The sequence below is a fragment of the Micromonospora sp. NPDC048935 genome, from assembly GCF_043197875.1.
GTDB lineage: Bacteria > Actinomycetota > Actinomycetes > Mycobacteriales > Micromonosporaceae > Micromonospora.
Window position 1 is genome coordinate 317677 of sequence record NZ_JBICTZ010000005.1, and the last position, 15126, is coordinate 332802.

Genomic DNA, 15126 nt, shown 5'->3' on the forward strand with positions numbered 1-15126 from the left:
GACGGTCCGCGCCGGCACCGCCGATAATCCTCAGAGACACGGCGGGAGGCCGGGCATGACCACCGGAGGCACCCCGGCGTTGGTACGCCGTCTGGACGGGTCGACCCGGGCGACGCTGCTGGAGCTGCTCTTCGACGTGGTCTTCGTGGCCGCGCTCGCGCAGACCTCGAAGCTGCTCGCCGACCAGAAGTCGTGGGCACCGACCGCGTCGGTGGGGCTGCTGCTTGTGGCGATCTGGTGGACCTGGTCGGTCACGTCCACCACGACCGAGTTCTACGACCCTCAGCAGCGCCCCATCCAGGCCATCCTGATGGTCGCCATGGTCGGATCGGTGGGGATGGCGGCATCGCTGCCGATGGTCACCGGAGCGCAGTCCCTGGCCTTCGCGCTCGCCTACGTCGGCACTCACGTGGTGCGCGGCATCGTCCTGGTCAGCGCCCTGTACCGGCAGCACCACCCGTCGGCGATGGCGCGGGCCACCCGGTTCCTGTTCTGGTTCGTGGTGTCCGGGGTGCTCTGGATCGCCGGGTCGCTGGCCGGCACCGCGCGGTGGTGGATCTGGACCACCGCGATCGCCATCGACCTGCTCTCCGCGGCGGCGCGCTACCCCACACCGTGGCTCGGCCGGGTGCCTCTCGACCAGTACGACCGGACCACCGGGCACCTGGGCGAGCGGTACCAGCAGTTCGTCATCCTGGCCCTCGGCGACATCATCCTGGTGCCCACCCTGGAACTCAGCCGCAGCGACTTCGGCCGCCTCAGGATCACCGCGCTGCTCTGCGCGTTCGCCATCATGCTGCTGCTGTGGCAGATCTACGTCTATCGGGCCGGCGAGTTACTCGAGACCGCGGCCTCGTCGGCGCCCGGCCGGTCCACCCGGATCGCTCCGTACTCCCATCTGGTGCTCCTGATCGGCGTGCTCGTCACGGCGGCCTCCTTCGACCTCGTCGTCGACCGACCCACCGGAACGACACCGGTGCGGTGGCTGGTCCTGATCATCGGCGGACCCCTGGTGTTCGTGCTCGGCCGGGTCCTGTTCGCCTATCTGCTGTCCGCCCGCGTGCCGTGGGGTCGCGTGGCCTCGCAACTGCTGCCCCTGCTGACGCTGCCCTGGGCCGGCCGTTGGCCACCGGTGCTGGTCACCGCGATCGTGGCCCTCGGGCTGGCCGTGCACGTGCTGCTCCCCAGCGGCCGCAGCCGGGAAACCAGGCACGGACTCCAACCGCGATCACCCGGCGGATGACCCTCGACGGTCAGGCGAGGTGTTGACCGGCCCACTCGCCGAGGGCCCGGGCGCACGCGTCCACCGACTCCTGCCAGGTGCGCACCGCGCCGTCCCCCGCCTCGTCGCTGACCTGCTTGACCAGCCGGCACGGCACACCCGCCTGCGCGGCCGCCCACGCCACCGCGTACCCCTCCATGTCGACCAGGTCGGCGCGCTGCGCCAACCGGTCCCGCGCCGCGTCGTCGGCCACGAACGTGTCGCCGGTGGCCAGCACCGCGCCCTCGGCGGCCAGGGTCAGCGGCGCACCGCAGGTCTCCCCGGTGAGCGTACGCAGCAGGTCGGTGTCCAGATCGTGCTGAAGCACGGTGGCGATCTCGTGGATGCCGCCCCACCCGGGGCGCAACGCACCCGCCGTACCCAGGTTGAGCAGCAGGCTGGGGCGCGGCCCGGCGGCCAGCACGGCGGCCACCGCGCTGGCGGCGTTCACCTTGCCCATGCCGGTCAGCAGCACCGGCAACTCGGCCGGGAGGTAGCGGGCCTCCTCCCCGACGGCGAGTACCACCAACGGACGATCGGCGCGGACCGTACCCCGAAGATTCACCGGAGCATCGTACGAGGTGACCGCCGCGCGGGTGGGGTCAGTCCTTGGTGAAGCGGTACAGGACGAAGTCCTCGTCCGCGCCGCAGGCGATCACGTGCGTGTTCCACGAGCAGGACGCGCTGCGGACGTCCTTCAGCTCGCCCAACTCGTCGACCTCGCCGGACTCGGCCCACACACCGGCCAGTACGCGGTTGTCCGCGACGGTGCCGGGCGCCTTGGCGAAGACCAGCAGGTTGCCCTCGTCCAGCCGGACCGCCACCCCACCCCGGTCCCGCAGCACCGGCTTGCCGGCGGCGTCGAAGAGGGTGACTGTCGGTTCCGGGTACTCCCGCTGGGCGAGCACCTGCTCCCCCACCGGCACCAGCTCGGTCACGCCCGGCGCCGGCCAGTGGAGAGTGCGTTCCCCCTCGGTGGCCGCCACCACCTCGGTGCGCTGGACGTCGTTGTTCGGCACCTGCAACAGGCAGGCCCGCCGCTCACCGCACGCCACAAGTGCCTTCGCGCGCTGCTCGTCGTTCCCGGAGCGGTAGAGCACCACCGGTTCCGCGTCGGACCCCAGGTCGTACGCCAGCAACTGGTACCCGCCCTCGTTGGCGGCCACGTACAGGCGGTCCTCGTGCGCGACCACCAGGTCGTCGAGGTCGGCGACGCTGCCCCACTGGCGCAGCACCCGGCCGGATGCCATGTCGAGCAGCCGCACGGACCGGTCCGCACCCACCTGGACGAGTCGCCGCCCCTTGCTCGTCCACGGGTTGCGGGGCGTCCCGTCGAGGAAGGCCGGTCCGCCGGCTGCCTCGTCGCTGCCCACCGGCCGGACCACGGTGCGGCTGCTGTCGTACTGGTCGCGGGGGTTGGCCTGGGTCCACCTCTGGGTGCCGTCACTCAGGCGCAGGCCGACCAGTTGGGCTCCGGCGCGGTCCAGAAGCACCGCCGTGTCGTCGGCGAAGTAGATCGCGTCGTCACCCCGGACCGCGCGCTGCCAGCGTTGCGCGCCCGAACGACCGTCGAGGACGGCCAGCGGACGCGGGGTGCTGTCGCCCGGTGCGTCGGCGAGGACCGCGACCGCCCCGGGAACGGCGACGATCGCCTCCCAGTCGTCGGCCCGCACGTCGGTCGCCCTGCGCCACAGCTCGCCGCCGGTGCCGGTGTCGACCGCCACCACCTCCAGCCGGTCGTCCGGCAGCGGGAACCCGAGGTAGGCCCGGTCGCCGAGCACCGCCGTCCACATGCCGGCCGGCCGCTCGCCGCCGGCCTTCGGCCGGGACAGTTCGCGCAGCGACGCGAACTCCAGGTCGGGATAGCGGTCCCGGGTCAGGTAGAGCGTCACGGCGGTGGCCACCCCGAGCAGGGCCAGCACCGCGCCCAGCACCACCCAGCGCGCCCGCCGCCAGCGCGCCGCGCCCGCCGGACCCGGCGGCACGGCACCCGCCCAACCCGGCGCGGGCGGACCCGCCGGCGGAGCACCCGCCCAACCCGGACCCGCCTGCGCGGCACCCGGGAAACCCGGACCCGCCGCCGGGGGCGAGGCCGACCAGGGCTGCGACGGTACGGCCGGCACGTCCCCGACCGGCCCAGCCGGACCAGCCGGCGCAGGCGACGCGGGCGGACTCATCGGATTTGGTGGAGCGGGCTGCGGCCCGGCGTACGCCGGCAGCGGTCGGCGCAGCGGCAGGTCGGTCAGCGCGCCCTCGGCCACCGGCAACTCCGGTTGGTCGAGCACCGTCGGCGCTATCCCCAGTTCGGTGTGCAGCATCCGGGCCACCAGTGGGATCCGCGACGAACCACCGACGAGGAACAGCCCGGCGAGCTGGTCGGGGCTGAGCCCGGCGGTGGCGATCACCTCCCGGGCCCGGTCCACGGCGCGGCGTAGCAGCGGAGTGGCCACCCGCTCGACGTCGGCTCGGGTGAGCTGGACGGCTTCGGCCACCCCCGGCACCGCGACCGGTGCCACCGTCGAGCGGGACAGCGTCTCCTTCGCACCTCGTACCTCGTCCCAGAGCCGCACCTGGTCGCGGCGCTGCGCCGGGTCCTCCGGCCGGATCAGCCGGGCCCACCGCGCGGCGTGCCGTTCCCCGAGCAGCTCGCCGACCCGCCGCACCAGCCCGGCGTCGAGATCCAGGCCGCCGAGGTCGGGCAGGCCACCGTCGGCGACCACGCTGAAGCCGGAGTCACCCCACGGGTCCGCGCCCTCGTTGCGCAGCACCGCCACGTCGAGCGTGCCGCCGCCGAAGTCGAACACCGCGATCGCGTCGCCGACGGGCACCGGCCGGTGCAGCACCTGCGTGTAGTAACGGGCGGCGGCGACCGGCTCCCGCAGCAGCCGGGTGCCCGGTGGTGTCGGCCCGGCGAGGGTGTGCTCGGCCACCTGCGGCCAGCCCGCCAGCAGCAGCGCGTCGGCGAGCACCTGCCGCCGCGTCGCATCCCAGGCGGCCGGGCAGGTGAGCACGGCCGGGGGCAGAAAGCCGACGGCGCCCACCGCGGCCCGCGCGACCGCCGCCAGCACCGCGGCGAGCAGGTCGGCCGGCGGGTACGAGCGGTCACCGAGCACGATCGTCGGCTCGTCCACCCGGCGCTTCGGGTTCGCCTCGAACCGGGCCGGGTCCGTCTGCGCCAACCGCCGGGCGTCCCACCCGGTGTGCAGGGTGCCGTCCGGGTCGGCGTACACGGCGGAGGGGCTGAGCGGTTGACCGTCCACCAGCAGCGGGCGGGTCCGCCCGTCGGGCCAGCGCAGCACCGCGACCGTGTTGGACGTACCGAGGTCGACGCCGAGGGCGAAACCCTCGTGCTGGCCTGCCATCTACCCGATACCTCCGCCGCGACGAGGGGAACTCGACCCCGCATCGTACGCAGGGTGGACGAGCCCCGTCGCGGGCCGTACAGATCAGCCGCACCCTCCCGCGTGGCCGCCGTCGGTGGACGACGCGCCGCCGGCGGGCGCCCGGACCCGGACGCGGAAACGGGCGAGCTGCCTCCCGCCGCGAACGGGGGTTCGCGGCGGGAAGCAGCTCTGAGCCGCGCAGTGGTTGACCCGGGTGGGTCAGCTGCGCGCCGGGACGTCCGTATCGGCCGTAGCGGGACCCTCGGCCGACACGAGCGCGAGGCCGATCACGGCCAGCGGGACGTTGCTGCGGCCGGCTGTGGCGACCTGGTTCTCTGCTGCGGCGCCCGGGGCCGGCGCGGTCTCCTCTCGGTTCATGATGATCAGCGCCGGGCGTTGGCGAACGGGTTGGGCAGGTCGTACTCGACACTGAGCAGGTCCTGGTCGATGATGCCGGCGGCGACCGTGCCGCTGGCCGCGGCGACCACCACCGCGGAGACCGGCATCGGGACGGTGGAGCGTCGCGCCATGTCGCCGGCCGCGTAGACCCCGGGCACGCTCGTCTGGCCGAACTCGTTCACCTCGACCGCGTTGTCGGGGAAGATGGCACAGCCGAGCCGCGCGGCGATCGGGGACCGCTGCCGCAGGCCGGTCTTGATGAACATGCCCGACCGCTCCAACTCCGGACCGGTCTCGAACTGGATGGCGCGCAGCTGCGGGCCGTCCGCGCGGACCGCGGTGACCCGTTCGGTCCGGACCTCGACTCCGGCCTTTCCCAGTGCGGCGGTGAGCGGCTCCGGAAACTCGGTCTCGCCGTCGGTGCAGAGGACGATGTCGTCGGTGAAGCGGCTCAGGTGCACGGCCAGTCGTACGCGGTCGGGCGTGGCTCCGACCACGGCGATGGGGCTACCGCTCACCTCGTATCCGTGGCAGTACGGGCAGTGGAACGCCGAACGTCCCCACAGGGGAGCGAGGCCCTCCATCGCCGGCAGGTCGTCGGCGAGCCCGGTGGCCAGCAGCAGCCGGCGTCCGTGCTCGACCTGCCCGTCAGCCAGGACGACGGCGAACGCCTCGGGGGCCTCGCGCTCGACTCTGGAGACCTTGGCGACCTGTAGCCGCACGCTCGGGTAGTGGCCGAGCTGCTCGGCGCCGATGCGCCGGATCTCGGTGGGGGGCGTGCCGTCCTGGGTGAAGAAGTTGTGAACTTCCTGCGCCGGGGCGTTGCGCCCATCCTCGGTGTCGAGGACGAGGGTGCTCCGGTGTGTTCTCCCGAGGCAGAGCGCGGCTGACAGGCCCGCCGGCCCGCCACCGATCACGATCGCGTCGAACACAGCGCGTCCTCCTCTGACAGCAGGTAGTTCTTTGCTTCGGCTTGACTGCTCTCCTACTCTGGAATCTCATGTCGACATGAAGTCAAGTGGTACGCCAAAGATGATGACCATCGGGCAACTCGCCGAGAGGTTCAGGTTGGCCACCCACGTGCTCCGGCACTGGGAGTCGGTGGGGCTGCTCACGCCAGCGACCCGGGTGAGCGGTCGACGGCTCTACCACGACGAGCACATCGCCCGGGTGACGCTGATCCTGCGCGGCAAGTCCGCCGGGCTCAGCCTGGATCGGCTCCGCGAGGTGCTCGCCGCTCCGAACGGCGTGACGCGACGGAAGCTGCTGGCCGAGCACCACGCCGAGTTGGAGCGTCGGATCCGGGATACGGCCGCGGCCAAGGAACTGATCGAGCACGCCCTCGAATGCTCGGCGGACGACTTCACCCAGTGCCCGGCGTTTCGTCAGCTCGCTGAGGCGGGCCTCGGCGCCGTACCGATCGGGATGATCGCCGGTCCCCGGGGCGACCCGCCCACCTCATGATCAACCACGACGGGTGGGGTCAGGTTTCGGTGCAGCGGTCGGAGAGGGCGTAGCGCAGGAGCACCACGTCGCCGATCTGACGGGCCTCGGCCAGCCGGGCGCGGCGGCCCGGGTGCCAGGGGAAACTCCCCTCGCCGACGAAGCGGGGGGCGCGCTTGTCGCCGACGAACAACGGTGCCACCACCAGGTGCAGCTCGTCGGCGAGACCGGCGGCGAGGAACTGGGCGTGCACCGTCCCGCCGCCCTCCACCATCAGCCGGCGTACGCCTCGCGCGGCCAGATCGGTCACCAGCCAGGCGGGGTCGACGGACTCGCCCGCATCCACCACGGTAGCCAGTCGGCCGAGGCGTTCCTGGGCCTTCTCCAGCGCCCCGGTGGCGCAGTAGACGAGCCGGGCCGGGTCACCGGCGGTGAAGAAGCGGGCGGTCGGGTCGAGATCACCGTGGGCGGTCAGGGTGACCTTGGTGGGCGAGGCGGGCCGACCGCACGCCACCCGTTCGGCCCGGCGGCTCGCGGAACGCACCAGCAACCGGGGGTCGTCGCGGCGGACGGTGCCGGCCCCGACGAGGATCGCGTCGCAGCTGGCCCGCACCGCGTCGACCCGGTCCAGGTCGTCGTCGTTGGACAGCAACAACCGCTGGTCGGAGGCGTCGTCGATGTATCCGTCGATCGAGGTGGCGCAACTGAGCAGCACGTACGGCCGCGTCGGCGCCGACGAGAGGCTCACCGGTCGGCAGGCCGATCGGGCGCGGCCGAGACGGTCTCCGCCGCCTTGGCGGCCTTGGCGGCCAGGTAGTCGGCGTTGGCGGGGAACAGGAAGACGCTCGTGGGCACCTGTTCGGCGATGTCCACGCCGAGGCGGGTCAACTGCGCGGCCTTGTCCGGGTTGCTGCTCAGCAGTCGGATCCGCGGCACGCCCAGCGTGGCAAGCATCTGCGCGGCGGCGGTGTAGTCCCGCTCGTCCTCGCCCCGGCCCAGCGCCACGTTGGCCTGGTAGGTGTCCAGCCCGGCGTCCTGCAACGCGTACGCGTCGAGCTTGGCGTACAGGCCGATGCCCCGGCCCTCCTGCCGCAGGTAGAGCAGGAACCCGCCGGCCTCGGCGATCCGCTGCACCGCCTCGCGCAACTGCGGCCCGCAGTCGCAGCGTTGGCTGCCGAACACGTCGCCGGTCAGGCACTCGCTGTGCGGGCGGACCAGCGGCGGCTCTCCCCCGGCGGCGAGCCGGTCCAGTGCGCCCGCCCAGTCGCCCAGGCCGAGAGCGAGGTGCTCCCGGGCGTCCACCAGGCCCTTGAAGGAGAACACCCGGACGGTCGTGGTGTAGCCATCGGGAAACGTCAACGGCACCGTGACCTGCGTACGGATCGTGGCGACCGGCAATGCTTCGGGCATGGGGCTCCTCTGTCCGGCGCCACCGACGCGCGGCGACGCGTGTTCCTCACCACCGACTCAACAGCCGCCATCGGGGGCGGCTTCCCGGGCGGCGACCGGGGTTCGGTTCCGTCGCACCAGCAGCACCGCGGCTCCGGGCAGGCTGGCGACGAGGATCAGTGCACCGTAGACGGTGGCGGTGGCGACGCCCTCGGCCGCGCTGAGGCCGGCCGCGCCGAACACCCAGGCCGCCACCCCCTCCCGGGGGCCGAAGCCGGCGACGTTCAGCGGCAGCCCCATGGCGAGCAGGGCGAGCAGCGTCAACGGCAGCAGCCGTGCCAGCGGGGCGTCCGATCCGGCGGTGCGGGCCGCCACCAGGAAGGTGGCCAGGTGACCGGCGACCATCACCGCGGAGGCGATCAGCACGCCCAGCCAGGTGCGCCGGGCCAGCAGCCCGGACCGCACGTCCACCACGGCGGTGCGCAGCGCCCGCGCCCAGCGCGACGGGCCGGAATGTGGCACGGCCCGGGCCAGCAGCACGGCGACCAGCCCGCTGCCGACCAGCAAGGCGGCGGCGAGCGGCAGATACGGCCGCACCGGCGACGGGAAGACCGCGAGCACCACAAGCGCGACGCCGACAAGCACCACCTGCCCGGCGGTACGTTCCCAGACGACCGCGCGGATGCCCCGGCTGACGTCACCGGCGTCCCGGCCGTGGCGGACCGCCCGGTGCACGTCGCCGAGCACCCCGCCGGGCAGGGTGGCGTTGAGGAAGACCGCCCGGTAGCAGTGCGCCACGGCGGTCGCCAGCGGCAGCCGCACGCCCAGGCCACCGGCGACGAGACTCCACCGCCACGCCGCGCAGACGGTGGTGAGCACTCCGATGGACAGCGCCGCGACCAACGCGGGCGCGTCGATCAGCCGCACCCCGGCGAGGAACGGGCCGGTGCCCACCTGCCACAACAGGACGGCGAGCAGCCCCACCCCGCCGACCACTCGTGCCCAGGCCCAGAACATCGGCGCCGGCCCTCCCCTTGAAGATCGTCCACTTGCCCTAGTCCACGTACCCAGGCAGTGAACGGTTCATCCACCCGCGAGGAGGTCACTGTGCTCGACAAGCACGGTGAGCCGGCCAGCCGCCGCCTCGGCCAGCCGACGCTCGGCGTACGCCTGCGCCGGGCCGGTCAGGTCGGGACGCTGCGCGCAGGCCGCGCCCAGCCAACCCCGGAACCACTCGGCGGCCAGGTCGGCCTGCTCCGGGCCGAGGTGCCACGGGCTGGTCCGTTCCCGCACGTCGACACCGTGTCGGGCGAACGCGGCGGCGGTGGCGGCGACGGCGTCCGGGCCGAGCAGTCGTCGGCCGTCGACGGTACGCCGCTGGTGGTCGTTGAAGGCGGCCTCGACTGTGGCGTCCAGCGGGTCGGCCGGGTCGAGTCGGACCCGTCCGGTCACCGAGACGGCGAACAGGGTGGGCCGACCGACGCAGGCGGCCACCACCCGTTCGATCTCCTCGGCGGTGAGCATGTCCAGCAGCGCGGACGCGGTGACCAGGGAGGCGTCGGCCAGGTCGGCGGCGCTGAGCCGGGTGAGGTCGCCGTGGCGCACGTCCACGGTGACCGGGGCGCCGTCGGCGGCGGTGACACCGGTCATGCCCTCGGCGGCGCGGGCGAGCAGGTCGGCGTCGCGGTCGTGCAGCACCCAGTGCTGCGGGCCGCGCAGGCGGGTGGCCAGCCAGCGGCTCATCGAGCCGGTGCCGCTGCCCAGGTCGTGGACCACAGTCGGGGCGGCACCGGTGAGCCGGGGGCGGACGGCGTCCACCAGGTCCTCGGCCCGCGCCGCCGCGTCGGCCGGCTCCCGCAGCCGCAGCCAGTCGGCGAACGGCAGCGTCTCCTCGACGGTCATCGCGCCACCTCCTCCAGCACGGTGGCCAGCGACGCGGCGGTCACCGTCCAGTCGGTCAGGGTGTCGCGCCGGGCGAGCGCCGCCCGCCGCAGCCGGGCCCGCAGCACGTCGTCGCCCCACCACCAGCTCAGCGCGCCGGCCAGCGCGGCCGGGTCGTCCGGTGGGACCAGCAGCCCCGGCAGGTCGCCGTCGGCGCTGCGGCCGAGCGCCTCGGGTAGGCCACCCACCTCGGTGGCCAGCACCGGCAGGCCGCGGGCCAGCGCCTCGGTGACGACCATGCCGTACGTCTCCGCTCTCGATGGCAGCACCAGCAGGTCGGCGGCGGCGTACGCGGAGTCGAGCGCCGCACCGGTCAGCGGGCCGGCCAGCCGCACCCGGTCGGCGAGCCCCGCGCCGACGAGCCTGTCGCGTAGCCGGTGCACCAGCTCGGGCTCCCGGGTCAGGGTGCCGGCGCAGACAAGTTTCCAGGGCACCTCGGGCAGCACGGTCAACGCGTCGACGAGCACGTCGTGTCCCTTGTGGCGGGTGACCGCGGCCACGCAGAGCAGCCGGTTCCCGGCGGTCGAGCCGGGGGGTGCCAGCGGAGCGGCGGTCACGCCCGGCGGCGCGACCCGGATCCGGTCGGGGCGCAGCGGGTGGCGCAGCAGCAGGTGGCGGCGGGTCCACTCGCTCGTGGTGACGACGGCCCGCGCGGCGGCCAGCGCCCGGCCCTCCGCCTCGTCGTCCACCGGCATGTGCACGAGGACGACCAGGCGCAGCCGGCCGGCGTGCGGGGCGAGCAGGTCCGGCACGGTCGAGGCGAGCAGACCGTCGAGCAGCACCACGGCGTCGTCCGGAGCGGCGGCCAGCACCCCGGCCAGTGCCGCCCGGTCGGCCGGCTCGGGGCTCGGCCAGGCCCCGGGCACCGCGTGCTCGTGCACCGCCCAGCCACGCTCGCCGAGGCCCGCGCAGACGCGCCGGTCGTAGGTGTTGCCGCCACTGGGTGTGGCCGGGTCGTCGATGTCGCCGGGCAGGACGACGTGCACCGCAGGGCCGGTGCTACCCGAGCCGGCGGTGGGCGCCGCCCGGCCCGCTTCGATCACAGTGCCCGCTCGTAGCTGGCCCAGGCGACGTGCGACTCGTGCAGGGTGACGGTGATTCCCGCCAGCTCACGGGCACCCGCGCCCAGGTCACCGGCGTGCACGCGCTCGGCCAGCCGGTCGGCGACGGTGCGGGCCAGCACCTCGGTGGTGGTGTTCACCCCGGCGAAGGCCGGCTCGTCGTCGAGGTTGCGGTAGGTCAGCTCGCCCAGCACGGCCCGCAGCTGCTCGGTGGCCAGACCGATGTCGACGACGATGCCGTCGGCGTCCAGGTCGGCACGGCGGAACGTCGCGTCCACCACGAACGTCGCCCCGTGCAGGCGTTGGGCCGGGCCGAACACGTCGCCCCGGAAACTGTGGGCGATCATCATGTGATCCCGAACTGTCACGCTGAACACTGTCACTCCCCGTCGTCGTAGGTGATGAGGTGGCAGAGCGCGGGCAGGTCACCCGTGCTCAGTCTGGCGAGCACGTCGGGCAGTTCCGCGAACCGGGACGCGCCGGTGATCAGCGCGTCGAAGGCCGGGTCGTCGAGCAGGTCCAGGGCGAGCGCCAGCCGGTCGCGGTAGCTGCGCCGGCCCCGCCGGGCGGGAGCGACCATGCCGACCTGACTGCTGCGTACGGTGAGTCGACCGGAGTGGAACGCCCCGCCCAGCGACACCTGCACCGGGCGGTCCCCGTACCAGCTCAGCTCGATGACCGTGCCCTCCGGGGCGAGCAGGTCCAGTGCGCGTTGCAGGCCGGCGCCGGTGGCGCTGGCGTGCACGACCAGGTCCCGGTCGCCGCTGGCGTCGGCCGGCTGGGCGAACCCGACGCCGAGCGCGCCGGCCACCCCCGCCCGGCGGGAATCGACGTCCACCAACTCGACCTGCACGCCGGGGAACCGGGCGAGCAGGGCGGCGACGCAGCAGCCCACCATGCCCGCGCCGATCACGGTGACCCGGTCGCCGACCAGCGGCGCGGCGTCCCACAGCGCGTTGATCGCGGTCTCCACCGTGCCGGCGAGCACCGCGCGGGCGGGCGGCACCCCGTCCGGTACGGGCACCACGGCGGTGGCCGGCACGACGTACGCGCTCTGGTGCGGGTGCAGGCAGAAGACGGTGCGCCCGAGCAGCTCCGGCGGGCCCTGCTCGACCTCGCCGACGCTGAGGTAGCCGTACTTGACCGGGCCCGGGAAGTCACCCTCCTGGAACGGCGCGCGCATCGCCGCGTACTGGTCGGGGGGCACCTGGCCGGCGAAGACAAGTGTCTCGGTGCCCCGGCTGACCCCGGAGTAGCGGGCCCGGACCAGCACCTCGTCGGGGCCCGGCGTCGGTAGCGACACCGGCCGGATCTCCGCCGTGCCGGGCTCGCGCACCCAGCAGGCGTACGCCTCGCGGATCACCGTCGCGCACCTCACCTCTTACTCCCGGCCGAACAGCGCGGCCGTCCCCGGTCGGGGTCGTCGATCATAAACACGGAGGTACCGCGTCCACAGTTCGACGTTCTCCGGTGATCGGCCGAGGACGCTGCTCGCCGTGCTGGTGACGCGTCACCGGTCTCGTGCCTCGAGCGTGCTCAGAAGTCCGATCCCGCCCGGGGTGCCGTCGCCTGTCCCGATGCGTCGATCATGGATCAAGGGACGTTGGCTTTAGGGCATCCGCCGCCCTATGGTGGGGGCATGCCGTGGGTGACCTTCCGCTCGCCAGCCGTCACTGACGTGACGGCTGGCAGTGCTGCCCGCGTCGTGACGGTTCCGCTCGGCAAGGCCTGCATGGGAGTGCCGGTCGTCGGCGCCCTGTACATCGTGCCCACGCGCGGGGCGTCGAGCCTGGCGCGCACCGGCCGAGGCCCTCCCGCGGAATCGTTGCATCCCGAAACGACCGCAGGGCGAAGCTACTCAAGCTTCGGCCCTTTTTCTTTTTCCTCGTTCTTCTGAAGGGCAGACCATGAGCATCGATCAACGCGCTGTCGAGCACGGCTGGTTGGCTGATCTACGAGCGTCCCTGGCGGACGAGTTCGCGACGCAGACGGCTCGGCTACGGGAACTGACCGAACTCAACGCGGACACCGGCGACCCGGGCGAGGCCCACAACCAGGCCGCTCTGCTGGTGGTCACCCGCCGCCACCTCGAGCAGATCACCGGCGCGCTGGGCCGGATCGCAGATGGTACCTACGGCGCCTGCGAGAGGTGCCGCAAGAGCATCCCGGCCGAACGCCTCGAAGTCCTCCCGCATGTCCGCTTCTGCGTGCCGTGCCAGGAGAAGCACAAGGGCTGACACCTGGGCTGGTGCGAACGCGTGCGGGCCGAGCCGGAGGTGAACCGGTCCGGCCCGCGCGGCCCGATCTCGCCTGCGGCCAGTCAGCCCCGCTAAACGGACAAAAGCCCATCAAATGCTTTTTTGCCCCTATACGCTCCCCTGGCACATTCGAACCAACGGGGGCGTGATGAGGATTTCGTGGTGGGGTAGGCGCAGGTCACAGGCGGCGGCCATGGTCGCCGTGGCGGGCGTGCTCGCGATCAACGGTCTGCTGGCCCCGATGCCGGCCGAACCCCCGCCGAACCAGCGACTTGTCGCGGCCGAGGCCATCGGGCCGGTCAACCCCGTCGCCGAGGCGCTGAGCTTCGGGGTGATGACCGAAGGCGACGCCGGTGTGTTCAGCGCCGAGAACGAGGGCACCCTCGCCGTCGGTGGCGACCTCACCTTCGGCACCTACCAGCTGGCCGGGGCGACCTCCGGTTCGTTCGTCGTGCCGGGCGACGCCAACCCGACAGCCCTGGTCGTGGGTGGACGGGTGAACTTCGCCGGCAGCGTCGGCGGCAGCCGGCTCCAGGTGCTCAACAGCGGGTACGCCAAGGTCGGCAACCTGACCGACACGTTCGTCCGGGACACCGACAACAACGGCGCCCAGGTCAACACCCGGATCCTGCCGTCGGACAACTACGACGCCTCCCCCCGGGTCGAGCTGGTCACCCGGCAGCCGGTCGCCAGCGTCGGACCCGCCTCCCCGATCAACTTCGCCGGTGCCTTCGCGAGCTTCCGCGACACCACCGCCGGGCTGGCCACCTGCGACAACACGGTGGTGCTGCGTACGCCGAACGGTGACGTACTGCCCCGGCCCATCCCGGCGGGCAGCAACGCCGTGGTCACCCTGACCCCCGGTGTGACAAACGTGCTCAACCTCAGCGCGAGCGATCTGAACAACATCCAGACACTGACCTTCGCGAGCCAGCCCACCACGGACACCCCGCTGCTGGTCAACGTGGACACCAGCGGCGTCGGCAACGACTTCGCCTGGACCGCCCCGAACTTCTCCGGCATCGGCGGCCCGCAGGCGCGCTACATCCTGTTCAACTTCCCGACCGCCACCGCGCTCACCCTCACCCCGGGCGCGGCCACTGTCGAGGGCACCATCTACGCCCCCAACGCCAGCCTCACCGACCTCTCGGCCAGCAACACCGAGGGCAGCGTCATCACCCGTACGCTGGACCACCGCGGCGGCGAGATCCACTACTTCCCGTTCAGCACCACGCTCGCCTGCGCGGGCGGCACACCGGCGAACATCGACCTGATCAAGTCGTCGACCACCACGGTGATCACCAGCGTCGGTCAGCAGGTCCCGTACTCGTTCCAGGTGGTCAACACCGGCGGCGTCCCGCTCACCACCATCTCGGTCACCGACACGCAGACACCGCCGTCGTCGAACGCCAACCTGGGCCCGATCACCTGCCCGGTCACCACCCTCGCTCCCGGCGCGCAGACCACCTGCACGGCCACCTACACCGTCACCCAGGCCGACCTCGACAACAACGGCGTCACCAACGTCGCCACCGCACAGGGCAACCCACCCACCGGTCCACCTGTCGTCTCCGATCCGAGCACCCTGACCCTCCCGGCGCAGGGGCTCACCGCCTCCGTCAGCGTGGTGAAGTCGTCCACGACCGCGTCGATCAGCTCGGTGGGTCAGCAGGTGCCCTACCACTACCTGGTCGCCAACACCGGCGGTCTGACCCTGACCAACGTCGGCATCACCGACGTGCAGGCACCGCCGTCCTCGAACGCGAACCTCGGCCCGATCACCTGCCCGGTGACCACCCTCGCGCCCGGCCAGACGACCACCTGCACCGCCACCTACACCGTCACCCAGGCCGACCTCGACAACAACGCGGTCACCGACACCGCCACCGCGCGGGGCACGCCGCCCAGCGGCACGCCGGTCACCTCGCCACCGTCGACACTGACCATTCCCGAGGCGGGGCTGACCCCGTCGATCGCGGTGACGAAGACCT

General features: G+C 73.0%; 14 protein-coding genes and 1 pseudogene. 5 read left to right on the plus strand and 10 right to left on the minus strand.

The genetic code is table 11. The features are described 5' to 3' along the window. Window positions 1-55: 55 nt before the first annotated feature. The gene (locus ACGFIW_RS17110; RefSeq protein ID WP_393316041.1) at window positions 56-1243 is read left to right on the plus strand and encodes a low temperature requirement protein A; all 1188 of its coding nucleotides are present in this window, start codon (window positions 56-58) and stop codon (window positions 1241-1243) included. A 10-nt stretch (window positions 1244-1253) separates the two neighbouring features. On the opposite strand, the gene ACGFIW_RS17115 is transcribed toward ACGFIW_RS17110, so the two are convergent. The 3 genes from ACGFIW_RS17115 to ACGFIW_RS17125 all read right to left on the minus strand — a co-directional run bounded on the left by ACGFIW_RS17115 (window position 1254) and on the right by ACGFIW_RS17125 (window position 5975). Next, window positions 1254-1826 carry a nucleosidase gene (locus ACGFIW_RS17115; protein ID WP_393316044.1) on the minus strand — a complete coding sequence of 191 codons (573 nt, stop codon included), beginning with the start codon at window positions 1824-1826 and terminating at the stop codon, window positions 1254-1256. A 37-nt stretch (window positions 1827-1863) separates the two neighbouring features. Beyond that, on the minus strand, window positions 1864-4623 hold the full coding sequence (locus ACGFIW_RS17120) for an Hsp70 family protein (RefSeq protein ID WP_393316047.1): 2760 nt from the start codon (window positions 4621-4623) through the stop codon (window positions 1864-1866). A gap of 404 nt (window positions 4624-5027) precedes the next feature. Further along, the gene (locus tag ACGFIW_RS17125; protein ID WP_393316050.1) at window positions 5028-5975 is read right to left on the minus strand and encodes an NAD(P)/FAD-dependent oxidoreductase; all 948 of its coding nucleotides are present in this window, start codon (window positions 5973-5975) and stop codon (window positions 5028-5030) included. Window positions 5976-6051: 76 nt separating this feature from the next. Between ACGFIW_RS17125 and ACGFIW_RS17130 the strand changes: the two genes are divergently transcribed. Next, a complete protein-coding gene (locus ACGFIW_RS17130) occupies window positions 6052-6507 on the plus strand; it encodes a MerR family transcriptional regulator (protein WP_393316053.1) in 456 nt (151 codons plus the stop codon). A gap of 19 nt (window positions 6508-6526) precedes the next feature. Here the strand turns inward: ACGFIW_RS17130 and ACGFIW_RS17135 are convergent, their stop codons facing one another. From ACGFIW_RS17135 to ACGFIW_RS17165, 7 genes are all read right to left on the minus strand, one after another. Continuing rightward, window positions 6527-7234 (minus strand): RibD family protein, encoded by a 708-nt coding sequence (locus tag ACGFIW_RS17135; RefSeq protein WP_393316056.1) that lies wholly within the window; start codon window positions 7232-7234, stop codon window positions 6527-6529. Continuing rightward, complete coding sequence (gene ribA / locus ACGFIW_RS17140; protein ID WP_393316059.1) at window positions 7231-7896, minus strand: GTP cyclohydrolase II; 666 nt, start codon at window positions 7894-7896, stop codon at window positions 7231-7233. The genes ACGFIW_RS17135 and ribA overlap by 4 nt, the downstream gene beginning before the upstream one ends. A 57-nt stretch (window positions 7897-7953) precedes the next feature. Next, a complete protein-coding gene (locus ACGFIW_RS17145) occupies window positions 7954-8892 on the minus strand; it encodes a lysylphosphatidylglycerol synthase transmembrane domain-containing protein (RefSeq protein WP_393316062.1) in 939 nt (312 codons plus the stop codon). Between the two features lie 66 nt (window positions 8893-8958). After that, window positions 8959-9777 (minus strand): class I SAM-dependent methyltransferase, encoded by an 819-nt coding sequence (locus ACGFIW_RS17150; protein WP_393316065.1) that lies wholly within the window; start codon window positions 9775-9777, stop codon window positions 8959-8961. After that, window positions 9774-10856 carry a glycosyltransferase family 4 protein gene (locus tag ACGFIW_RS17155; RefSeq protein ID WP_393316484.1) on the minus strand — a complete coding sequence of 361 codons (1083 nt, stop codon included), beginning with the start codon at window positions 10854-10856 and terminating at the stop codon, window positions 9774-9776. Before ACGFIW_RS17155 ends, ACGFIW_RS17150 begins: the two co-directional genes overlap by 4 nt. Then, window positions 10856-11254 carry a 6-carboxytetrahydropterin synthase gene (locus ACGFIW_RS17160; protein WP_357520820.1) on the minus strand — a complete coding sequence of 133 codons (399 nt, stop codon included), beginning with the start codon at window positions 11252-11254 and terminating at the stop codon, window positions 10856-10858. Before ACGFIW_RS17160 ends, ACGFIW_RS17155 begins: the two co-directional genes overlap by 1 nt. 2 nt (window positions 11255-11256) lie before the next feature. Further along, a complete protein-coding gene (locus ACGFIW_RS17165) occupies window positions 11257-12240 on the minus strand; it encodes a dehydrogenase (protein WP_393316068.1) in 984 nt (327 codons plus the stop codon). A gap of 276 nt (window positions 12241-12516) precedes the next feature. Between ACGFIW_RS17165 and ACGFIW_RS17170 the strand changes: the two genes are divergently transcribed. From ACGFIW_RS17170 to ACGFIW_RS17180, 3 genes and pseudogenes are all read left to right on the plus strand, one after another. Then, window positions 12517-12774, plus strand: coding sequence for a hypothetical protein (locus ACGFIW_RS17170; protein ID WP_393316071.1), 258 nt, complete (start codon window positions 12517-12519; stop codon window positions 12772-12774). Window positions 12775-12784: 10 nt separating this feature from the next. Next, window positions 12785-13114, plus strand: coding sequence for a TraR/DksA family transcriptional regulator (locus ACGFIW_RS17175; RefSeq protein ID WP_393316074.1), 330 nt, complete (start codon window positions 12785-12787; stop codon window positions 13112-13114). 262 nt (window positions 13115-13376) lie between these two features. Next, a pseudogene (locus ACGFIW_RS17180) lies at window positions 13377-14549 on the plus strand (collagen-binding domain-containing protein); the annotation flags it as partial. Window positions 14550-15126 lie beyond the last annotated feature (577 nt).